Below are 22,595 nucleotides of genomic sequence, written 5' to 3'. Positions count from 1 at the left end.
TCATACCTTCGCCAGATAAACGTTGTCGAGCTTCAGCGAGAAGCCGGTGTTCACCTGGAAATCCTTCACGTTGCTGCGCCACAAATTCTGCACTTCCAGCGCACCGATCCAGACCGCCGGACAGTCACGCGCCAGCACTTGTTGAAGCTTCGCGAGGATCGGCTTGAGCACAGCAGGATCGTCGACCAGATAGCTGTCGTCGATCAGCTTCAGCAGTTCTGCGCTTTCGTAGCCGCTCGCTTTCCACAGACTCTCGGTTGGGCGGAACAGCGCGTTGAGCAGGTAAGTCGGCTCTGGCGGTGCGATGAATCCGGTCAACGCCGCTGCGTGGTTGCCGACCAGCACCTGCGAGATCATCTGCCCAAAATCGAGCGGACGCAGATTGACGCGGACGCCCAGCGACGCGAGTTGCGCCTGAATGAAAAGCGCCGTCGACGACGTGTCGATCAGATACGCAGGCTGCACGTACAGCAAATCGAACGAAGCGCCGCTCGCGTATTTCGAGCTTTTCAACGCCGCTCGCGCGTGGTCGAGATTGAATGCCAGACTTCCCGCCGAGCCTGCGTCGTACCACGACGACGCCGGCGCAAACGGCATGCTGTTCGCCTTCACTGCGCCGTAGCACAGATCACGGCAGATCTTCGCGCGGTCGAGCACGAGCGAAACGGCACGGCGAAACGCCAGATCGTCGAAAGGCGCCTTGCGGTTGTTCACGCACATCATCAGCGGGCTGGTCGGCGAGGGACGGCTATCGCCCGCGAGGCCCGCCGACGTGCGGATCTGTGCAAACGTCTGGGCCGGCGGCGCACTGATGATCTGCGTCTGGTTCGACATCAGCGACGCGAGCCGTGACGACTCTTCCGGAATGATGCGAAACACGATCTTGTCCCAATGCGGCTCGCCTTTACCCCAGTAAGCCGGATTGCGCTTCAGTTCGACGAAGTCGTTCGCCTTCGACTGCACGAAGATCGCCGGGCCCGTGCCGACTCCGATCGGCGTCTGCTTGAAGTATTCCGCCGGGTGTTGCTCACGGCTGCCCACTGGGAAAATGCCCATGTACTTCGACATGTAGTCGAGCAATGGCCGGTAGGGACGCTTGAGGCGGATCACGGCGGTATGCGCGTCCGGTGCGCTGACTGAGTCGATCACAGTCCAGAACGGCCGGCGGAATGCCTTGTTCGCGGGGTTCAACACGTAGTCGAAGCTGTACTTCACGTCGGCCGACGTAAAAGGCTGGCCGTTCTGAAAGTTCACGCCGCGCTGCAAATCGAACGTGTACGTGAGTTTGTCAGGCGAAATCGTCCACGCGCGCGCCAGTTGCGGCACCCGCTGGCCGCGTGCGTCGATGCCGACCAGATTCTCGAAGATCAACTGGTTGATCGCCATGACGTCGTGATTCGGCTGGTTGAGCGGATCGAGCGTTTGCGGATTGCTCGGAATGGCAACCGACAGTACCCCTGCTTCGGCCGCGAATACCCGGCCTTCGAGCGCGAACGGCAGGGAAAGCCCCGCAATGCTTGCGGCGCCCGCGCGGAGCAGTTGGCGTCGCCTGTTGCTGAAAGTCATGAAATCCTCTGCTTTTTCAATGCCGCGCAACTCACCGCGTCTTTCGTGAATCGATTCACAGACAATAGTGAGCTTAGCGCAGCGAGTCAACTTTTCAAAAATATCGGAAACCCTGGTTGGCGGGTTCAGCGCGCGTTGCGACGGGCCTAGGCGAGCAGCAGCGAGGCGTCGGCGAGCGACAGCACCGCAGTGCGCGAATCGAATGCGGTGGAAAAGAGATGATCATGGACGACCTGATCCGGGTCGAAACAGCAATCCTTCACGGTGTATAAGCGGAAGTCCGAATCGCTCGCATAGGCGACTGACGACAGCACCACACCGGTCGACGCAATGCCGGCCATGATCAGCGAATCGATACCCTGCGCGGAAAGCCGCGCCTGCAGATCAGTGCCGAAAAATACGCTGGCCCGATGCCCGATGATGAGCGGCTCGTTGGCCTGCTGGCCGAGTTCCGGCGCGATCCTGTCGTTGATGAAAAGGCCGAGTTGCTTGAGCCCCTGCCCGTTCTTGTTCAACGGACTGACTTCCGGATAGCCCGGACTGAACTGGATCTTGGCGAAGTAGACGCTGACGCCTTTAGCCCGCGCGGCATCGCACAGCTTGCGTGTATTGGCGAGCAGAGTAGGCGCGACGGCCGGAAAGAGCGCCAGGATGTCGGTCTGATAATGCATGACCACCAGCGCCGTTTGCGCCGGCACGATCGCGGGAATCCGCGCGCCCACGCTCTGCGCGGACGCGGCGCTGATTCCGCCCTCCCCGCAGCCATCGAGACCCAGTCCGGTCGCCACTGCGCCGGCAAACACGCCCGCCGTTTTCATAAACCGTCGGCGGCCTGCGCGGCCGCCGCCCTTGCTGTTGTCCTGACCCGACTGTACCCCGTTCTTCCTGTCGCTCATATTGCGCCTCGCGTTTTGGTGAATCGATTCACTACAGGTAGGTACGCACTGTCGGCGGCGAAAAATCCGCTGTCAAGAAACTTTGCGATCGGATAAACCCTGGGATCGAATCCGGCTAGCGCTTTCTGCGGCGTGCAGCGCTGGGGGGCGCGCCGCACGACTCGCGCACGATCATCCGCATGGGATGTTTCGAGCGGCGGATGCCGGACGGCGCGGTGCCGTCGATCAGTTGCAACATCATGTCCGCTGCTTCGCGGCCGACATCACGCGGGTTTTGCGTCACCACGGTCAACGCCGGCGACGCGATGCCCGAATACTCGTGCTCGCCGATCGATATCACCGACAGGTCGGCCGGAATCGACAGCCCGGCTTCCCGCACGACTTCGAGCACGATGGCCACGTCGTTCAGCGTGGCGATGATGGCGGAGGGCCGGTCGGGACCGCTGAGCAAGGCGCGGCAGACCTCCTTGTTAAAGGCGCTGGTACGCAGCACGAGCGCGGGGTCGAGCGCGATGCCGGCGGCCTCGCACGCGGCCTGATAGCCGCGCACCATCTCGCGGCCCACCCACGTGTTTTCATGACCGGCGACGAGCGCAATGGCGCGATGTCCGAGCGATGCGAGATAGCGCACGGCCTGGCGGCAGCCGTCGGCGTGATCGGTCAGGACCGAATTGAATTCGCCCTGTGCATCGCGCTCCCACAGCACGACCGGCATATTCAGCGTATGTAGGAAGTTGAAATAGGAAGGCGTTTCGTCGTCGGAAATCGCGCCGATGAATCCGTCGATACGGCGCTGCTTCAGGCTCGACAGAATGGCGCGCTCGCGTTCGAGATCGTAGTGGGAATTGGCGATCAGAATTTCGAAACCCCTCGCCCGCAGACGCTCTTCGGCGGCGCTGACCATCTGTGCGGCGGTGTGCTGCGTGATGTCCGAAATCAGACAGCCGATTGCGCTGGAACTGCCTTTGCGCATGCTGCGCGCCACCACGTTCGGCACGAAATTCAACTCGGCCACCGCGGCGCGCACCGCCTCCTGAATGGCTGGCGCCACATTCTCGCGGCCGTTCAGCACACGCGACACCGAGCCGACCGACACCTTCGCGAGACGCGCGACGTCCTGCACGGTGGGCGAACCCTGGGGGGATTTGCGGCTGCGCAACGCGGGCTGAACGGGTTTGCTGGCTTTCTCTTTGGGCATGACGGAAGGCGAAAAGGTCGTCGATCGACTCTTAATGAATCGATGCATCGAGCCGATTATAGTGCGTCCCGGCTCCGGCCAATGCCGGCGCGGCTTCGCGGCGGAAATGAGCGGCCCCACCTACAGACAGAAAACAGCCGCCAGGGTATGCGAAAAACAGATACACGTGAAACTGCGACGTGGATTCGGGCGATGCACCGCCTCTTTCGTCGCTCCGCCCACTCCTCGCTTTCAACTCCCGCATGCATGAATGAGGAACTGCTGAAACGCAACGGCCGGCGTATCCAGCGTTGCGCCTTTGCGCCACAACATGCCCGCGTCCATCTGGGGAATCGCGTTGAGAATCGGCCGCGCGTCGATCCGCTTGCCTTCCAGCGACCACGGACGAAACACCATATCCGACAGAATCGTCACGCCAAAGCCATGCGCCACCAGACCGCGCAGCGCTTCCATTGAACTGGTGCGAAACGCGATGTTGGGTTCGACATTGTTCTGCTTCCAGTACCGCAGCGTCGATTGCTCGCCTTCGTCCACGGTAATCAGGATGTACGGATAACTTGCGATATCCGCGAGCGAAGGCGCGTTCAGTTGCGTGAGCGGATGGGTCGGAGAAGTCCACAACTGCCGGCGCGACCGGATCAGCACGTGGTGCCGGAATTGCCTGATATTTTCGACGTTGGACAGCAGGACGATACCGAGATCGACGACTCCATCGAGCACGGCCTGTTCGATCGACTCGCGGTCGAGGTCATGCAGATCGATTTCGATGTCCGGATACGTCGCGCGAAAACGCCCCATCAACTCGGGCAAAAAGTACCCCAGCACCGTATACGACGCAGCAATGCGCACGGTTCCCTTCAGATCGTGCGAGCGGAACGGCGCCTTGTAGACCGCGTCGCGCACCGAATCGAGTATGTGCCGCGCGTGGTTCAGGAAATCGTGCCCGTCCGGCGTCAACGTAACGCCCTGAGGCAGGCGCTCGAAGAGCCGCGTACCCAGGGTTTCCTCCAATGCCAGCACCGCATTGGTGATCGCCGATTGCGACACGTGCTCAGCCGTCGCCGCCATCGAAAGCTGCCCGCTCTGGGCTGCCGCCACGAAGTAACGCATCTGCCGCAGGGTAACGTCTTTTGACATGTGTTTTTCGAATAGCAGGATTCGGTATTCGTGATTTTACGTTGGAAATTCCGCTTCCTATACTCCGCCCCAATAAAGCCGCCGGAGACTTCACCATGAACGCCCCGCTAACGCCCCCGCTACGTGACGCGCTTGCCAACGTATCGCTCGACGATAAATACACACTCCAAAAGGGCCGCGTCTATATGAGCGGCACTCAGGCGCTGGTGCGGTTGCCAATGTTGCAAAAGGCGCGCGACCGCCGCGCCGGCCTGAACACCGCGGGTTATGTATCCGGCTATCGCGGCTCGCCGCTCGGCGCGCTCGATCAGGGTCTATGGAAAGCGAAGCAGCATCTGAAGGAACACGATGTCGTGTTTCAGCCGGGGGTGAACGAAGATCTCGCGGCGACCGCCGTGTGGGGCACGCAGCAACTCAATCTCTGGCCGGGCGCCAAGGTCGACGGCGTATTCGGCATGTGGTACGGCAAGGGGCCGGGTGTCGATCGCACCGGCGACGTCTTCAAGCACGCGAATTCGGCCGGCACCGATCCGAACGGCGGCGTGCTCGTGCTGGCGGGTGACGACCATGCGGCGAAGTCGTCGTCGGTCGCGCATCAGTCGGAGCATATGTTCGTGGCCAGCGGCATTCCGGTGCTGTATCCGGCAAGCGTGCAGGAGTATCTCGACTACGGTCTGCACGGCTGGGCCATGAGCCGCTACGCGGGTCTGTGGGTCGCGATGAAATGCGTTACGGACGTAGTCGAATCGAGCGCGTCGATCGACATCGACCCGGACCGTTTGCAGATCGTCCTGCCGGACGACTTCGAGATGCCCGAAGGCGGCCTCAATATCCGCTGGCCCGACCCGCCGCTCACGCAGGAAGCGCGTCTGCTCAACTACAAGTGGTATGCGGCGCTCGCCTACATTCGCGCGAACAGGCTGAACCGCGTGGTGATCGACAGCCCCAACCCACGCCTTGGCATCATGACCGCCGGCAAAGCGTATCTCGACGTACGGCAAGCGCTCGCCGATCTTTCGCTCGACGACGAAACCTGCGCGCGTATCGGCATACGCGTGCTGAAGGTAGGCTGCGTATGGCCGCTCGATGCGCAGAACGCACGCGATTTCGCCACTGGCCTCGACGAGATTCTGGTGGTCGAAGAAAAACGCCAGATTCTCGAATACGCGCTCAAAGAGGAACTTTATAACTGGCGCGACGACGTGCGCCCGAAAGTATTCGGCAAGTTCGACCAGCGCGACGACGAAGGCGGCGAATGGTCCGTGCCGCGCGGACAGACCCTCTTGCCCGCGCACTACGAGCTGTCGCCGGCCTTGATCGCGAAAGCGATCGCCCGGCGCCTCGCCAAAGCCGATCTGCCAGCGGATCTGCGCGCGCGGATCGAGGCGCGCATTGCCGTGATCGAGGCCAAGGAACGTGAGGCGGCCACGCCGCGTTCCGTGACGGAACGGCAACCGTGGTTCTGTTCGGGCTGCCCGCACAACACGTCGACTCGCGTGCCGGAAGGCTCGCGCGCACTGGCCGGCATTGGCTGCCACTACATGTCGATGTGGATGGATCGCAAGACGGAGACCTTCAGCCAGATGGGTGGCGAAGGTGTTGCGTGGACCGGCCAGATGCATTTCACGAACGAGCGGCACGTATTCGTCAATCTGGGCGACGGCACCTATTTCCATTCCGGCCTGCTCGCGATTCGCGCGTCCATTGCTGCGAGTGCGAACGTCACCTATAAAGTGCTCTACAACGACGCGGTCGCGATGACCGGCGGCCAACCGGTGGACGGCGTGCTCACGGTCCCGCAGATCGCGTTTCAGGTCGTGGCCGAAGGCGCGAAGCAAGTGCTGATTGTCACCGACGAGCCTGAGAAATACGACGCGAACGTGCGCCTCCCGGAAGGCGTCAAGGTGTATCACCGCGACGAACTCGACCGGTTGCAGCGCGAGTTGCGCGAGGTGGCGGGTACGTCGATTCTGATCTACGACCAGACGTGTGCGACCGAAAAGCGCCGGCGTCGCAAACGCGGCACCTATCCCGATCCGGCGAAGCGCGCCTTTATCAACGACGCGGTATGCGAAGGCTGTGGCGATTGCTCGGTGCAATCGAACTGCCTGTCGGTCGAGCCGCTGCAAACGGCGCTCGGCACCAAGCGCAAGATCAACCAGTCGTCTTGCAATAAAGATTTTTCGTGCGTGAAAGGCTTTTGCCCGAGCTTCGTCACAGCGGAAGGCGCGCAGGTGAAGAAGCCCGCCAAGCATGCATCCGCCGCCGCGTTGCCCGATTTCACGGCACTGCCCCGGCCCGCGATTGCGTCACTGTCGAAGCCGTATGGCGTGCTGGTGACAGGTGTCGGCGGAACCGGCGTCGTGACGATCGGCGGCTTGCTCGGCATGGCGGCTCACCTCGAAAACAAGGGCGTCACCGTGCTCGATATGGCTGGGCTCGCGCAGAAAGGCGGCGCCGTGCTCAGTCATGTGCAGATCGCCGCGACACCCGAACAATTGCACGCCACGCGGATCGCGGCTGGTGAAGCACGCCTGATACTGGGCTGCGACGCGATCGTCTCCGCTTCCGCTGAAGTGCTGGCACGCACGCAACACAGCGTGACGAAAGCAGCGATCAACAGCGGCGCCACGCCGACCGCGCAATTCGTGCGGGATCCGCACTGGCGCTTTCCGGCCGATCAGACGCAACTGGATCTGCGCGCGAGCATCGGCGAAGACTGCGACTTTATCGACGCCAATCGTCTCGCGCTCGCACTGTTAGGCGACACGCTCTATGCCAATCCTCTGTTGCTCGGCTTTGCATGGCAACGCGGCTGGCTGCCGCTTAGTTACGAAAGTCTCGATCGCGCGATCGAACTGAATGGCGTGGCCGTCGAAAAAAATCGTCTGGCGTTTGCATGGGGACGCTATGTCGCACAGCACGGTGAAGCAGGAGTGGACGCTTTCGCGCCATCGAGCGGCGCGCAGCAGGCCATTGTCGTGCAGATGCCGGAATCGCTGGACCGGCTGATCGAGCGTCACGTCGAGCAGCTGAGTCGCTATCAGAACCCGCGCTATGCGGCGCGCTATGTTGAAGCCGTCCAACGTCTGCGCGCGGAGGAAACGGCTGTCATGGGTGGGGCGAAACCGCGCCTCACACCGGTCGTCGCGCGCAACCTGGCGAAACTGATGACCTATAAGGACGAGTATGAAGTCGCCCGTCTCTATGCAGATCCGGCTTACATGGACAAGTTGCGCGCACAGTTCGAAGGCGAACCGGGTCGCGATTACAAGCTCGCGTTCCATCTCGCGCCGCCATTGCTCGCCAAACGCGATGAACACGGCCACCTGAAGAAACAACGATTCGGGCAATGGACGCTCACCATGTTCCGCGTACTCGAAAAATTCAGATTCCTGCGCGGCACGGCGTTCGACGTCTTCGGCAAGACGGAGGAACGGCGCAATGAACGTGAGTTGATCGAGCAGTACTTCACGCTGATCGACGAATTCTGCGTAACGCTCGACACCGCCCGATTCGATGCAGCGATGAAGCTCGCCAATCTGCCCGACGAGATTCGCGGTTTCGGTCACGTCAAGGAGCGCAACGTGCTCGCCGCGGCGAGTAAGCGCGAACGCTGGCTTGCCGAATACCGGACCGATGCGGCCAACATGTCACCCGTTTCATCTTCCTCACTTTTCGAAAAAGCGATATGAACACGAACATGCACGACCGTGATGGCGTGATCTGGATCGACGGCGAACTGGTGCAGTGGCGCGACGCGCAACTTCACTTTCTGACTCATTCGCTCCACTACGGCATGGCGGTATTCGAAGGCGTCAGAGCGTACGAAACCGCTGCGGGACCGGCGATCTTCCGGCTCGACGACCATACGAAACGACTCTTCAATTCCGCGAAAATCTTCGAAATGGCCGTGCCCTTCAGCTTCGAAACGATTCGCGAGGCTCAGTTGGAAGTGGTGCGCCGCAATCGGCTGACGGCGTGCTATCTGCGCCCGCTTGTCTGGCTCGGCAGCGAACAGATGGGCCTCGGTGCGCGCGGCAATACAGTTCATGTGGGCATCGCTGCATGGCCTTGGGGCAGCTATCTCGGCGAGGAGGGCCTCACGCGCGGCATTCGTGTCAAGACTTCGTCGCTGTCGCGCCACCACGTGAATGTGTCGCTGGTGCGCGCCAAGGCGAGCGGCTATTACATCAATTCGATCCTGGCCAATCGCGAAGTCACCCGCAATGGTTACGACGAAGCGCTGCTGCTCGATACGGAAGGCTATGTGTCCGAGGGAGCGGGCGAAAACGTCTTCATTGTGCGCAATGGCGTGTTGTATACGCCGGACCTTGCCTCGTGCCTCGACGGCATCACGCGTGCGTCGGTCATGGAAATCGCACGGGACCAAGGCCTTCAGGTCGTCGAAAAACGCATTACCCGCGACGAAATGTACTGCGCCGACGAAGCCTTCTTCACGGGCACGGCAGCGGAGGTCACGCCCATTCGTGAACTCGACGATCGCGTGATCGGCAACGGCGAGCGCGGACCAATCACCGCGTCGCTGCAGGAAACGTTCTTCGCCGCGGTGGCCGGCAAGTCGGAGCGCTACGCGCACTGGCTCACGCACGTGGCCCGCTAAACTCGATTTTGCACGGGCCGGGCGCCGGCGCGCCGCTCCCGGCCTACCTACGACACCGGACCATCATGCCCCACTCTTCGTCATCAGAACGCCTTCCCGCCGACGCAATGCCCGTGCTGCGCGTCGTGCCCCAACCGTCGAGCGCCAATGTACACGGCGATGTGTTCGGCGGCTGGATCATGTCACACGTCGATATCGCCGGATCGATTCCCGCGAGCCGACGCGCGAACGGACGCGTCGTCACCATCGCCGTCAATTCGTTCACGTTCAGGCAGCCCGTTTTTATCGGCGACCTGCTGAGCTTCTACGCGAATATCGTCCGCGAGGGACGTACGTCGATCACCGTCAACGTGGAAGTGTTCGCGCAGCGCATGGGCATGGCCGCGGACCTCGTCAAGGTGACGGAGGCCACGCTGACCTTTGTCGCTACTGACTCGGCGCGAAAGCCACGCCCCTTGCCGCCCATTGAAGCGGTTTGACGCTGTTTGACGCCGTTTCCGCACCTTCTGCCACCCCGACCCTATGCGTGGCCTCGCCGAATCCCATCGGCTAACTGTAGAGGGGCCGCTCCTCACGAACCCCAGCTCGCCGACAACATTGAATTGTCACGCCCGACGCGTTTGGCATCGTGCCAACGTGACTGAAATCAAGGCAGCAGGTCACATCTAAAAACGACCAATCACCTGTGCCTTGCGCGGCGAACCGCCGACCGGGTGTCTCTTGACCCAGATCAAGAGCGACGCCCAGGGCGCCGCTAAAGTCACATTCACGACACTTGTTGCGCCGCACAATCATGGAGCATAAAACGCTCCGTCCGCCCGCGATTTCGTCGTGCCAGCAATTGCTGCTGTCACCGACACAAGTCGACCCGGCGCGGCTCATCCGTCATAGCTATCCCGCTGTCGTCAGTGCGTTCGGCCATGTCGCCGTGCGCACAGGGCAATCAAAAGGAATTCAGATGGACACTCGCTCCAGGTTGGCTGCCGCAGGCAATCACACACTGCCCGACAGATCCGCCGCCTCCGCTTCAGCCGCACCCTTCCGGGAACTGGATCACGCCAAAGAGGCGATGATCGCGCGATTGACGGCGGGCCTGTCGCCGGCCGCGTTGGGCGCGGCATTCTCCGACTGGCTTATCCATCTCGCGGCGGCACCCGGCAAGCAACTGGAACTCGCGTCGCTTTGGGTATTGAACACACGGCGTCTCGCCGACTATTGCGCCCATGTCTCTTCCGGCGCATACGCTCCCTTGCCGGCGGAGCCGTCGCCGAAAGACGATCGCTTTCGTGCCGACGTGTGGCAGACCGAACCGTACCGGCTGTGGCAACAGACATTCCTGCTCGCCGAGCAATGGTGGAATACCGCAACGCGCGAAGTCCCCGGTACCACGCGTCACCATGAAGACGTCGTGTCGTTCGTCGCGCGACAGTTGCTCGATATGCTGGCGCCTACCAACTTTCCGCTCACCAACCCGGAGGTATTCCAGCGCGCTATGTCGACAGCGGGCCTGAGCCTGGTTCAAGGTGCGGGCAACGCACTCGAAGACGCCACACGCCAGGCGAGCGGCATGCCGCCTGCCGGACTGGAGCAGTTCAAGGTGGGCGTCAATCTGGCCGTCACGCCGGGCAAGGTCGTGTTTCGCAATCACCTGATCGAACTGATTCAATACAGCCCCACGACTGACGAGGTGATCGCCGAGCCTGTGCTGATCGTCCCCGCCTGGATCATGAAGTACTACATCCTGGACCTGTCGCCGCAAAACTCGCTGATCCGTTATCTGGTCGGACAGGGACACACCGTATTCTGCATTTCGTGGCGCAACGTCGACGCCGACGACCGCGACCTCAGTCTCGAGGATTACCGGCAACTCGGTGTCATGGCCGCGCTCGACACCGTCTCGAAGATCGTCCCGGATCACAAGATCCACGCAACCGGCTATTGCCTCGGCGGCACGCTGCTGTCGATTGCTGCGGCAGCAATGGCCGGCTCGGGCGATCATCGGCTGGCATCGGTCACGCTGTTCGCGGCGCAAACGGATTTCACCGAGCCGGGCGAGTTGCAGCTCTTCATCGACGACAGCGAAGTCTATTTCCTCGAAAGCATGATGTGGTCGCAAGGCTATCTCGATGCCAGGCAAATGGCCGGTGCGTTCCAGCTCCTGCAATCGAACGACCTGATCTGGTCGCGCATCGTGCATGACTACCTGCTGGGCGAGCGCGCCCCGATGATCGATCTGATGGCCTGGAACGCGGACGCCACCCGCATGCCGTACCGGATGCACTCGGAATATCTGCGTCAACTTTTCCTCGACAACGACCTCGCCTCCGGCCGATATCAGGTCGACGCGCGCCCGATCTCGATTCGCAACATCCGGGCGCCGATGTTCGTGGTGGGCACCGAACGCGATCACATCGCGCCGTGGCGATCGGTCTACAAGATTCACGATCTTGCCGACACGGCAATCACCTTCGTGCTGACGAGCGGCGGTCATAACGCCGGGATTGTCAGCGAACCGGGCCACCCGCACCGGCAATTCAGAATCAAGGAGACCGCCGCCGACGATCTGCTCGTGAGCCCCGACGAATGGACGGCCGCCGCCGCCCAACAGGAAGGCTCGTGGTGGCCCGTCTGGTCCGACTGGCTCAAGGCCCGATCGAGTCCCGAGCGGGTCGCGCCGCCGGCCATCGGCACCGAGCCGGGCGCGCACGCGCTTGCGGATGCGCCAGGCACCTACGTTTTCCAGAACTGAGGGGGCACTCGTGAACGATCTTCAGTTGCATAACCGGACCTTCGACGAACTGGCGATTGGTGAATCCGCCTCGCTCGAGCGGACAGCGGGGCAGCTCGACATCGATCTGTTCGCCGCCGTGTCGGGCGACGTCAATCCCGCGCACACCGACGCGACCTTCGCGTCGAGCGACATGTTCGGCCATATCGTCGTGCACGGCATGTGGACCGGCGCGCTGATCTCCGCGCTGCTCGGCACCCGGCTGCCGGGCCCTGGCACCATCTATCTGGATCAGGACCTGCAGTTTCGCCATCCGGTCACGCCGGGCGACACGATCACCGCCACGGTGACGGTGAAGGAAAAGCGCCCCGACAAGCGGATCGTGCTGCTCGACACGCGCTGCACGAACCAGAAGGGCGACATTGTCCTGCTCGGCACGGCCACGGTGATTGCGCCGTCTGCCCCGATTGTCTGGCATCCCTCCCCGCAGCCTGAAGTGTCCGTGCGCCGGCACGACCGTTACGAGGCGTTCATTCGTGAAGCGCGCACCCATACCGCACTGCGCACGGCCGTCGTGCACCCGTGTTCACCGGACGTCATTCAGGCAGTCCTTGAGGCGCGTGACGCAGGCTTGCTCGATCCCCTACTCATCGGACCCGAAGCGAAGATCCGCGCCGCCGCCGAGGCCGCCAACGTGAGTCTCGACGGCATCACGATCGAAGCGGTCGCGCATAGTCACGCCGCCGCCGCGCGCGCCGTCGAGTTGGGCGCAGCCGGCAAGGTTGCCGCATTGATGAAAGGCAGCCTGCATACCGATGAACTGCTCTCCGCGGTCGTCGCCGCCGGATCGGGCCTGCGGACTGGCCGACGGATCAGCCATGTCTACGCCATGGACATCCCCGCTTACTCCAAGCCGCTGATCGTTACCGACGCGGCGGTCAATATCTCGCCGACCCTCGCGCAAAAGCGCGATATCTGTCAGAACGCGATCGACCTGCTGCATGTTCTGGGCGTCGAGCAGCCGCGGGTCGCCGTGCTCGCCGCGGTTGAAACCGTTAATCCGGCAATGCCGACCACGCTCGACGCGGCGGCGCTTACCGTGATGGCCGCACGCGGCCAGATAACCGGTGCGCTTGTCGACGGACCGCTCGCCTTTGACAACGCGATCAGCCTTGCCGCGGCGCAGACGAAAGGGGTTCACTCGCCGGTGGTCGGTCAGGCGGACATCCTGCTGGTTCCGGATCTCGAGGCGGGCAATATGCTGGCGAAGCAGCTAGTCTATTTCGCCGGAGCCGACGCCGCAGGGCTCATTGTCGGTGCGCGACTGCCGATCATCCTGACGAGCCGCGCCGATAGCCTGCGGGTGCGCCTCGCGTCGGTCGCGCTGGCGAGGCTCGTCGCCGAAAGCAGCCTTGGCGATCTGCTCGAATCATGAACGCCCCACTGCTCCTCACATTCAATCCTGGCTCTTCGACGGTCAAGATCGGGTTGTTCCGCGTGGTCGCCGGTGAAGCCGTGAGAATCGGCCAGGGCATGATCGACTTCCGGCACCAACCGTTGCAGTTGCATCTCGTGAACGACGGCAAGACGACGGACATCGCACTGCAATCCGCCGTCACCGACGATCTGCACGACGTGCTCGACGAAACGCTCGGCTGGTTCGCCACGCACTTTTCGCTCGACGATCTCGTTTCAGTCGGTCATCGTGTCGTGCATGGCGGCGATCGCTTCGCCGGTCCCGTCGCCATTACTGACGAAACGCTGGAGGCCATTACCGCGCTGGTCCCGCTTGCGCCGTTGCATCAGCCTCAGAGCGTCCGGTTGATCAAAGCGATTCGGCACCTGCGGCCTCATCTGCTGCAGGCCGCGTCGTTCGACACGGCATTTCATCGCACGCAGTCGGCTCTCGTCCAACGTTTCGCGATTCCACGCGGACTCTTCGACAAGGGCATCAAGCGCTACGGCTTTCACGGTCTGTCATATCAATTCATTCGCGGCCAGCTCGAACTTCAGTTCCCGCCACTCGCACGCGGCAAGGTCATCGCCGCGCACCTGGGCAGCGGCGCGAGCCTGTGCGCGTTCGAGGCCGGCGCAAGTCGCGATTCGAGCATGGGTTTCTCGACACTCGACGGCATTCCCATGGCGACGCGATGTGGTGCGCTCGACGCCGGCGTCGTGCTTCACCTGCTCGAACAGCAGGGTCTCAGCGTCAGCGAGGTCGAGCATATGCTGTATGAGCAGTCCGGCCTGCTCGGTGTTTCCGGCATCAGTGCGGACAGCCGCGAGCTGCAGGCAAGCCACCGCCCGGAAGCCCGCGAAGCGCTCGATCTGTTCGCTTTTCGTATTGCGGGCGAGGTCGCGCGGCTTGCCGCCACACTCGGCGGCCTGGAGAGTCTGGTCTTCACAGCCGGGATCGGCGAGCATCAACCCGAAGTGCGACTTGCCGTATGCGAGCGCCTCGCCTGGCTGGGCGTCGAACTCGATCGCGATGCGAACGACAGCAATGCGCGTGTGATCAGCAGCGCCCGCAGCCAGATCACGGTCCTCGTGCTGCCGACAGACGAAGAGCAGATCATCGCCAACGAGGCTATTGCGGTACTGCATCGCGAGGCAATGAAATCATGAATTCCATCATCGATCTTTCCGGCAAGCGGGGGCTGGTTGTCGGCATCGCGAACGAGCACAGCATCGCCGCGGGCTGTGCGAAGCTGTTTCGAGCAGCCGGTGCGGAACTGGCGGTCACTTATCTGAACGACAAGGCCGAACCGTTCGTCCGCCCGGTTGCCGAGGCGCTTCATTCAACTCTCGTGATGCCATGCGACGTACGCGTTGCGGGCCAGTTGGAAGCAGTTTTCGAACGGATCACGAAAGAGTGGGGACGGCTCGACTTCGTGCTCCATTCAATCGCCTTCGCCCCCGCCGACGACCTGCACGCGAGCCTCGTCGACTGTTCGGCCGAAGGTTTCGCACTCGCGATGGACGTGTCTTGCCATTCGTTTATCCGCATGACGAGACTTGCGCTCCCATTAATGCCCGATGGCGGCAGCCTGATGACCGTAAGCTTTTTAGGCGCCGAACGCGCGGTCGATCATTACAACGTGATGGGGCCCGTCAAGGCCGCGCTCGAATCGAGCGTGCGCTATCTTGCTGTCGAACTGGCGGAGCGTCGCGTCCACGTCCATGCCATTTCAGCCGGCGCGGTCAAAACGCGCGCCGCGTCCGGCATCGACCATTTCGACGCGTTGCTCGACGACGTCCGCACGCATACGCCCGCGCAGCATCTCGTCACGATCGACGAGATCGGCCGGATTGCAGCCGTGCTCGCGAGCGAGGCGGGCATGACGCTGACTGGATCCACTATTTACGCCGACGCGGGCTTTCATGTCACCGCGTGAGCCGATCGAGCCCGTAAACGGTGCTCATCCAGATCATGGGCCTCACACGGCTCTCACTACATACAAGCTTTCCAAAAGGAGCACGCGATGACAAGAACGGCACTGATTACCGGCGGAGTAAGTGGAATCGGCGCGGCAACCGCGCGACAGTTGAAGAGCGCCGGCTATTCGGTGATTGCCAACTACTTCGGAAACGATGCCGAAGCCGATGCGTTTTATAAGGAAACGGGCATTCCCGTGTTCGGCTGGAACGTGGCCGACTTTGATGACACTCAGCAAGCGATTGCCAAGGTCGTCGCGCAATCGGGGCCGATCGACGTGCTCGTGAACAATGCCGGCATCACCCGTGACAGCACGCTGCACAAAATGACGCTGGAGCAATGGCGCAGTGTGATCGACGTGGATCTGGGCGGCTGTTTCAATACATGCCGGGCCGTCATAGAAAGCATGCGTGAGCGCCGCTTTGGGCGAATCGTGAATATCAGTTCGGTCAATGCGCTTTCCGGGCAATTCGGCCAGACGAACTATGCCGCCGCCAAAGCAGGGCTTATCGGTTTCACCAAGTCGCTCGCGCTCGAAGGCGCATCCCGCGGCATTACCGCTAACGTGATTGCCCCAGGCTATACCGATACGGGTATGGTGCATGGTGTGCCGGATGACATTCTCAAAGCGATTGTCAGCGGCGTGCCCGCGGGACGACTGGCAACGCCGGATGAAATCGCGCGCGGCGTCCTCTTCCTTGTTGCCGATGACGCTGCGTTCATCAACGGCGCCACGCTGTCGATCAACGGTGGCAAATATATGGCGTGAGAGTTGCGATGCTGTCGCATTGGCAGGACAACTGCCGCTGCGGGCGCATCGCCGGATCTCCTTCTCCGCGATGCGCCCGCTTCGTTGCAAACGGTATGGCTATCCGATCGTCAATTCGTCGTTGACCGCGTGCACGCCGGGTGCCGCCCACGCCGCTCCGCGCGCGATCGATCGCTCCGCATAGGAGCCGACCTTTCCGGTCAGCGTGACCGTGCCGTCACTCACGCTAACGCCGATGCGATTCGCTTCGCGCTCGACATGCCGAACGAGCGCTTTGCGGATACTGTCAGCAATATCGTCACCCGCCGGATTCTCGTGCACAGCGATGAGATTCGAAACCCCCGTCACACCGCGCATAGGGTTGATCATGCGCGTGGCGAGATGACGCTGATAGGCCCGCTCGAGCTTGCCTCGCAATGTTACCCATCCATTGTCGACCTGAACCTGCACGTGGACATCCGATACGCCCACGGTCCACTTCAGGATCGACCGGACAGCGTTCGCAATGTCCTCGTCCGTTCTTTCATCTCCGTGCGGCAGGCGAATATCCATTCTGACCGTCACCGCTTTCACGCCCGCCACGCGTTTTGCCGCCTTCTCGGCGGCCAGCTTTTCCGCATAGCTCGTGGGATGGCCGGACAGCGTGACAACCCGGTCTTTCACCTCGACGTCGATGTCAGCCAGCGACACCGCAGGATCCCACGCCAACTCGTCTGCAACTTCTGCCTCCAACTGCTTGTCCGTTTTCATTGCGCTCTCCTGTCAGTTCCATGTGCTCATCTGCCACTTGCAATTCATGATGCCGCTCGCAATAGTTCGTTTCCATGGTTCGTCGCCTTCAAAGGGTGGGATAGCAGGCTCCTCACGCCACGTTTGAATGGACATACGGCCCGCGTCCTGGAGATCCAGCCGCGCGCATTACCATGACACTTCTCTAGCGCCGTTGAGCATGCCGGTAGCGGGCATGCATGGCGCGAAACCCCAACGTCAACGCAAGCGCTGCACCTACCGCCATCAGCGACAAAAGGGATACGTAGCCGATCAACTGCGTGAATTCGTCGGTACGATCCTGCCCGATCGATGTGATGTACGCGCGCGTGTTATCTGTTGCGTCGGCCGATGTCGTTCGATACAGGAAGAAAGATCGGCAGATATCGTCGTCCGGCTGCCTTGCCGGCAACAGTGAACCGGCCGCAACGCTGCGCACCCCGGCACACTCGGGCGCCGCCATGCCGGCCATGACCGCCGTGTCCAGCGGATGGTCATAGACGGAACCCGTCCACGTTACGGCGACCGCGAGCAGTGCGCTCAAGGCGACGAACTGAAACGACCGGATCCACCGTCGATGCCGGGTGCGTTCAGGTTCAAGCGCGTAGTTCATCGGACCCTCCGGCGCTTCGTCGCGAAGCGCTACTCAACTTAGGGTAGCTTTCGAAGCCGCTGCTCCAGTTGAGGTACATCAATCCGTGACTAGAGCGCGTCGGCGTCCGGATGAGCGTTCTGCGGCCTATCGTTGAATCAACGAGCCGCAGTGAGCACCTATGCACACTTGAACCCGTTTTTTTGCGAGCGCATCATGTCACTTCAGAACACCAGCCGCCCACAATGGCTCACTTTCGACTGCTACGGTACATTGATTCAATGGGATAAAGGCCTGCGGGCCGCCGTCGGCGAAATGCTCCGGCGCAAGCACGGCAGCCACGTCGACCCGGCAAGACTAACGGGGCGTTCATTGCTGCCCGACTACACGCGGGACGCAACGCTCGCGACACTCGATCAGGTGCCGACACTGTTCACTACACCCGGTTGGTAAATTTCAGGGGCAACGATCATGGCGCATACACTCTTATCCACCGGCTCCACGGCGGCGTCACGCAACGTGCGACTCGATGCAGACGCAGTGATGCAGGCCCGTATCGAACTGGCCGCCTGTTTTCAGCTCGCCGCGCGGCATGGCCTGGAGGAAGGGATTTGCAATCACTTCTCGGCCATTGTGCCAGGCCACGATGATCTGTTTTTCGTGAATCCGTATGGCTACGCGTTCGCCGAAATCACCGCGTCGCGACTTCTGGTTTGCGATTTCGACGGACATGTTGTCGACGGTGAGGGCAAGCCTGAAGCGACTGCGTTCTATATTCATGCGCGGGTACACCGGTTGATGCCACGCGTGAAGGCTGCGTTTCACACGCATATGCCGAATGCCACTGCGCTGTGTCTGCTGGAGGGTCCGCCGCTGCTATGGCTTGGGCAAACGGCTTTGAAGTTTTACGGCCGCACGGCCGTCGATGAGCAGTACAACGGCCTGGCACTGGACGACTCGGAAGGCGACCGGATCGCCGCCGCGATGGGCGAGGCCGACATCCTGTTCCTCAAGAATCACGGTGTGATGGTGGCGGGGGCGAGCATCGCGGAAGCATGGGACGACCTGTACTACCTGGAGCGCGCCGCAGAGGTGCAGCTCAAAGCGATGGGCTCCAATCAGGCACTCAAGCCCGTGCCGCATGATGTCGCGCAGCGCGCTTACGAGCAAATGCGTCTTGGCGATAAAGAAAGCGCTTGCGCGCATCTCGACAGCGGTATGCGGGAACTACGCAGGTACGGAATTGCGTTCGACAAGTAAGTCCTGCTCCACGAAACAGCAGCAGGTTGATCCGCCGCTCCGCAGTAGAATAAATGTCTCTCGTGCGCGTCGAATACAGAGCGCTATGAAAACCCGTACACGGTTCGCCACGGCGATACTGGCTGTGGCCGTCGTCATCGCGTTGCTCGTCGTCCCACTGCCTCGGCAGGTTGGGTTCGACACGCATATCGTGACGGTTGCGTCGATTCAGCGCCCTCCCAACGTCGTGTTCGACTTCGTCACGACCCCGGCTCACTGGCCGGACTGGCATCCGTCATCGCTCGCGGTCAGCGGCTCGGCCGACCATTCGCTCAATCCGGGCGAGCAGGTGACGGAGGACTTCCGTGTAGCGGGCAGGCGCGGCCGCGTCGTATGGACAGTCATTGCGCGGGAGCCTCCGGGCAAGTGGACGATAGAAGGGAAGATCGACGGCAGACCGGCAGGCACTGTCACCTATTCGCTGACATCGAGCGGAAGCGGAACCCGCTTCCAACGTGAATTCACGTATCGCGCGCCTACGTTGTGGTTCGCGATTCTTAACTGGCTCGTGCTGCGCGCGCGGATTCAACTGGAATCCGACACGGCGGTTTCGCAGCTAAAGCGCCTTCTGGAAGCAGCGCAGCATTAGCCGACTCGCTCGGCTGGTGTGGCGACTTGCGGTTTCGCGGCCGGCGGCGATCGGCGGATACGCTAGGCAAGCAGTGTTTTAACCAGCGCGTTTGTCGAGGGCGCGTCGAACTTCTTCAACAGCTTCCCCCGAAAGACCTCCACGGTGCGAGGACTGATTCCCAACGCGATTCCGATCTCCTTCGCGGTCTGGTTCTGGATCAGCAGTGCCGCCACATCGCGCTCGCGCCTGGTCATTGAATTCTTGGCGTCCGCAATCAGCTTGTTGGCGGAACTTGCACCGCCCGACAGGCTCGTTGCGACACCCATCTCCGAGAAGAACCACAGCGCCTCGCGATACGGGTCGTCCCGGTGTTCACTGACACCCGTCACGTTGACCCAGAAAAGTTCGCCGTCGGCACGCTGCATGGCGCGCGGTTCCGCGATGCGGCCGAACTTCTTCAGCGCCGGAATCACGCGTGCCCCGAACCGTTCGAACGCCACCTGATTGGGGTAAAGCATTCGGACTGACTGCCCTATCAGGGTCTCGCTCGTGGCGCGAAACATGTCCATGAACTGCAGGTTGCAAGCGAATATCACACGCTGACGCGTGACCATCAGCGCGACCGGTACGTGCCTGAAAACCTGTTCAAAGTCGATCGGACCAGACGCGGGCGCGGCAGCCGGCATGCCTTTCATACGACCTCCTCACAGTAAGGGTGACTCCGTACGTAACCGATACGTATTGTTGTACGTATCTTGCACTCCTAGACTTCTACGTGCAATGACAATTAACCCGTTGAATTGGAGGAAAAAATGGACGACTACAAAAATCGCTCGTACGGAGCGGTCGAGATTGGTATGAAGGGTAAGGTCGGGATCGTCGTGGTGGACTATCAACTGGCTTTTACCGAGTCGAAATACCCGCTTGGCGGCGCGCCACTCGTCATGCGCGGACTGGAAAATACGGCGCGTCTTCTGAAGGTGGCTCGCGCGCACGACGTGCCCATTGCGACATGTTTCACCGCTTACAAGACCGAGCGTGATATGCCGCACTGGAAAATCGCCGCTGTCCGCGATCAATTCAGGCTTGACCATCCGAGTTCCGAACTGGACCCGCGCATCTACGATAAGGAATACGACGTAGTGGTTTGCAAGTTCGGACCGTCGATTTTCTTCCAGACGCCGGTGGTGCCGTACTTCATCAGGGAAGGCGTTGAGACAGTCATCATCACTGGCTGCAATACGAGCGGGTGCATTCGCGCATCCACGATCGACAGCTTCCAATGGGGCTTCCGCACCATCGTTCCGGAAGACTGTGTGGGCGATATCGAAGAGGGCCCGCACCGCGACAATCTGCGCGACGTCGGTCGACGATATGCGGACGTGTCGAGCGCCGACGAAGTGATTGCGTATATCAAACAGTCGACGAGATAACGCACGGCAAACAATGGCCGGTATCGGCTTGTGCAAGGACGGCACGCTTATCCGAGGCGTCCGTCCGTCAGCACACCGGACTGGCGAACTACTCGACTCAGCGCGTTCAACTCGACGGTCGCCTCTGCGGACCTGAAAGAACCCGTACGTCCCGCTCCGCTCCTTATCCGCATAGTGTCCAGCTCGGATGGTCGGCGCGCGCTCAATTTCCCATGGAGTTTCCCATGATTCACGCACGCACTCTCGACGGCACTCTCGTACCGGATGAAGTCGAGCACAGCATGAGAAGAATTGCCGTCGCGAGTGTCATTGGCACGACCGTCGAATGGTACGACCTGTTCGTCTTCGCGACTGCTTCGGCCCTCGTGTTCAACAAGGTGTTTTTCCCGAGTTTTGTGCCGTTGATCGGCACCTTGCTTGCGTTCGGCACGTTTGCCTCGGCGTATCTGGCGCGTATTGTCGGCGCGGCGCTGTTTGGCCATTTCGGCGACCGGTTGGGACGCAAGTCGATGCTGCTCGTGTCACTGGTGATCATGGGCATGGCCACGTTTTGCATCGGGCTCCTGCCCTCCTACGCGTCGATCGGCATCTGGGCGCCGCTTCTGCTGCTCACGCTGCGCATCGTGCAAGGCCTCGCGCTCGGCGGCGAATGGGGCGGCGCAGTGTTGATGGCAGTCGAACATGCGCCCGCAAACAAGCGCGGGCTTTACGGTTCGTGGGTACAAATCGGCGTGCCGGCAGGTACGTTGATCGCCAACCTCGTGTTTCTGCTGAGCAGTTCACTGCTGCCCAACGCCGCGCTGCTTGAATGGGGATGGCGTCTCCCTTTTCTCGTCAGCGTATTGCTGGTCGCCGTCGGCCTTTACGTTCGCTTGAACACGTCGGAAACGCCGTCGTTTCGTAAGATCAGAGACACTGACGCCCAGCTCAAGGTGCCGTTGGCCGAGTTGCTGGGCAAACACTGGAAACAGGTGCTGCTGGGTGGCATCGCGACCATGTCGACCGGCACGTCGTTCAACCTGATCGTTGCGTTTGGACTGACCTATGGTACGCAGACACTTGGCTTTTCACGCAATGCGATGCTATCCATTGCGCTCATCGCCTGCGCGCTTTGCATTGTGCTGTTGCCCGCGTTTGGACGGCTTTCCGATGTGATTGGGCGCAAGCCTGTGATCGTCGGTGGAATCGTCGCCGAGGCATTGCTCGCATTCCCGCTCTTCTGGCTGCTCGACACGCGCGAGTTTTCCTTCGCGTTGCTCGGATATCTGCTAATGATGACCGCTTTCGCGGCCAACTATGGGCCGATCGCCACGTTTCTCGCGGAACTGTTCGGCGCTCAGATCCGGTATTCCGGCCTGTCAGTCAGCTACATGCTGTCCGGACTGTTGGGCAGCGCCGCGACGCCGATCGTCACGACAGCACTGCTGTCGGCAACCGGAAAAGGTTCGTCGGTTGCCTGGTTCATGGTCGGGTCGGGGGTCATTTCGGTTGCCGCGCTGCTGCTGATTGCGGAAACGCGGAGGAGGGATGCGCGTACGGCCACCTCGCTCAGCTTCTGATCCACCACGTCGGCGCGTT

Annotated in this window: 19 protein-coding genes and 1 pseudogene; 13 read left to right on the top strand and 7 right to left on the bottom strand. The window is 61.5% G+C overall.

Going from position 1 to position 22,595, the window contains the following annotated elements; translation table 11 throughout:
• The 4 genes from BLW71_RS30490 to BLW71_RS30475 all read right to left on the bottom strand — a co-directional run bounded on the left by BLW71_RS30490 (window position 1) and on the right by BLW71_RS30475 (window position 4,797).
• Complete coding sequence (locus tag BLW71_RS30490) at window positions 1-1,566, bottom strand: ABC transporter substrate-binding protein (RefSeq protein ID WP_091809073.1); 1,566 nt, start codon at window positions 1,564-1,566, stop codon at window positions 1-3.
• 146 nt (window positions 1,567-1,712) lie between these two features.
• Window positions 1,713-2,384 (bottom strand): cysteine hydrolase family protein, encoded by a 672-nt coding sequence (locus BLW71_RS30485; RefSeq protein WP_286162221.1) that lies wholly within the window; start codon window positions 2,382-2,384, stop codon window positions 1,713-1,715.
• A 193-nt stretch (window positions 2,385-2,577) separates the two neighbouring features.
• Entirely contained in the window at window positions 2,578-3,660 is a 1,083-nt protein-coding gene (locus BLW71_RS30480) for a LacI family DNA-binding transcriptional regulator (RefSeq protein WP_091805954.1), read from the bottom strand.
• Between the two features lie 231 nt (window positions 3,661-3,891).
• On the bottom strand, window positions 3,892-4,797 hold the full coding sequence (locus BLW71_RS30475) for a LysR family transcriptional regulator (RefSeq protein WP_091805951.1): 906 nt from the start codon (window positions 4,795-4,797) through the stop codon (window positions 3,892-3,894).
• A 95-nt stretch (window positions 4,798-4,892) separates the two neighbouring features.
• Here BLW71_RS30475 and BLW71_RS30470 point away from each other — a divergent pair, with 95 nt between their 5' ends.
• From BLW71_RS30470 to phbB, 8 genes are all read left to right on the top strand, one after another.
• Entirely contained in the window at window positions 4,893-8,492 is a 3,600-nt protein-coding gene (locus BLW71_RS30470) for an indolepyruvate ferredoxin oxidoreductase family protein (protein ID WP_091805948.1), read from the top strand.
• Complete coding sequence (locus tag BLW71_RS30465; protein WP_091805945.1) at window positions 8,489-9,421, top strand: branched-chain amino acid transaminase; 933 nt, start codon at window positions 8,489-8,491, stop codon at window positions 9,419-9,421. Before BLW71_RS30470 ends, BLW71_RS30465 begins: the two co-directional genes overlap by 4 nt.
• 65 nt (window positions 9,422-9,486) lie before the next feature.
• Window positions 9,487-9,900, top strand: coding sequence for an acyl-CoA thioesterase (locus BLW71_RS30460; RefSeq protein ID WP_091805942.1), 414 nt, complete (start codon window positions 9,487-9,489; stop codon window positions 9,898-9,900).
• A 479-nt stretch (window positions 9,901-10,379) separates the two neighbouring features.
• Window positions 10,380-12,170 (top strand): PHA/PHB synthase family protein, encoded by a 1,791-nt coding sequence (locus BLW71_RS30455; RefSeq protein ID WP_091809068.1) that lies wholly within the window; start codon window positions 10,380-10,382, stop codon window positions 12,168-12,170.
• A complete protein-coding gene (locus BLW71_RS30450; protein ID WP_502686840.1) occupies window positions 12,139-13,584 on the top strand; it encodes a bifunctional enoyl-CoA hydratase/phosphate acetyltransferase in 1,446 nt (481 codons plus the stop codon). The genes BLW71_RS30455 and BLW71_RS30450 overlap by 32 nt, the downstream gene beginning before the upstream one ends.
• Window positions 13,581-14,774: an acetate/propionate family kinase gene (locus tag BLW71_RS30445; RefSeq protein ID WP_091805936.1), complete on the top strand. Its 1,194-nt coding sequence runs from the start codon at window positions 13,581-13,583 to the stop codon at window positions 14,772-14,774. Before BLW71_RS30450 ends, BLW71_RS30445 begins: the two co-directional genes overlap by 4 nt.
• An 8-nt stretch (window positions 14,775-14,782) precedes the next feature.
• Window positions 14,783-15,544, top strand: coding sequence for an enoyl-ACP reductase FabI (gene fabI / locus BLW71_RS30440; RefSeq protein WP_177205197.1), 762 nt, complete (start codon window positions 14,783-14,785; stop codon window positions 15,542-15,544).
• An 87-nt stretch (window positions 15,545-15,631) separates the two neighbouring features.
• Window positions 15,632-16,354 carry an acetoacetyl-CoA reductase gene (gene phbB, locus BLW71_RS30435; RefSeq protein ID WP_091805930.1) on the top strand — a complete coding sequence of 241 codons (723 nt, stop codon included), beginning with the start codon at window positions 15,632-15,634 and terminating at the stop codon, window positions 16,352-16,354.
• 99 nt (window positions 16,355-16,453) lie between these two features.
• Here the strand turns inward: phbB and BLW71_RS30430 are convergent, their stop codons facing one another.
• Window positions 16,454-17,104 carry a BON domain-containing protein gene (locus BLW71_RS30430; RefSeq protein ID WP_091805926.1) on the bottom strand — a complete coding sequence of 217 codons (651 nt, stop codon included), beginning with the start codon at window positions 17,102-17,104 and terminating at the stop codon, window positions 16,454-16,456.
• Window positions 17,105-17,288: 184 nt separating this feature from the next.
• Window positions 17,289-17,735: a hypothetical protein gene (locus BLW71_RS30425; RefSeq protein ID WP_091805921.1), complete on the bottom strand. Its 447-nt coding sequence runs from the start codon at window positions 17,733-17,735 to the stop codon at window positions 17,289-17,291.
• A 195-nt stretch (window positions 17,736-17,930) separates the two neighbouring features.
• On the opposite strand from BLW71_RS30425, the pseudogene BLW71_RS41180 reads away from it, so the two are divergent.
• The 3 genes and pseudogenes from BLW71_RS41180 to BLW71_RS30410 form a co-directional block, all read left to right on the top strand.
• Window positions 17,931-18,074 (top strand): annotated as a pseudogene (locus tag BLW71_RS41180) (haloacid dehalogenase type II); the annotation flags it as partial.
• A 111-nt stretch (window positions 18,075-18,185) separates the two neighbouring features.
• Complete coding sequence (locus tag BLW71_RS30415) at window positions 18,186-18,974, top strand: aldolase (RefSeq protein WP_091805915.1); 789 nt, start codon at window positions 18,186-18,188, stop codon at window positions 18,972-18,974.
• An 85-nt stretch (window positions 18,975-19,059) separates the two neighbouring features.
• Window positions 19,060-19,602 (top strand): SRPBCC family protein, encoded by a 543-nt coding sequence (locus tag BLW71_RS30410; RefSeq protein ID WP_091805912.1) that lies wholly within the window; start codon window positions 19,060-19,062, stop codon window positions 19,600-19,602.
• Between the two features lie 62 nt (window positions 19,603-19,664).
• On the opposite strand, the gene BLW71_RS30405 is transcribed toward BLW71_RS30410, so the two are convergent.
• The gene (locus tag BLW71_RS30405) at window positions 19,665-20,279 is read right to left on the bottom strand and encodes a LuxR C-terminal-related transcriptional regulator (protein ID WP_091805907.1); all 615 of its coding nucleotides are present in this window, start codon (window positions 20,277-20,279) and stop codon (window positions 19,665-19,667) included.
• 117 nt (window positions 20,280-20,396) lie between these two features.
• Here BLW71_RS30405 and BLW71_RS30400 point away from each other — a divergent pair, with 117 nt between their 5' ends.
• The gene (locus BLW71_RS30400) at window positions 20,397-21,017 is read left to right on the top strand and encodes an isochorismatase family protein (protein ID WP_091805904.1); all 621 of its coding nucleotides are present in this window, start codon (window positions 20,397-20,399) and stop codon (window positions 21,015-21,017) included.
• Window positions 21,018-21,241: 224 nt separating this feature from the next.
• Window positions 21,242-22,576: an MFS transporter gene (locus BLW71_RS30395; RefSeq protein ID WP_091805901.1), complete on the top strand. Its 1,335-nt coding sequence runs from the start codon at window positions 21,242-21,244 to the stop codon at window positions 22,574-22,576.
• Window positions 22,577-22,595 lie beyond the last annotated feature (19 nt).

It is taken from the genome of Burkholderia sp. WP9 (genome assembly GCF_900104795.1).
Lineage (GTDB): Bacteria > Pseudomonadota > Gammaproteobacteria > Burkholderiales > Burkholderiaceae > Paraburkholderia.
This window is presented reverse-complemented; position numbering and strand designations above follow the sequence as displayed.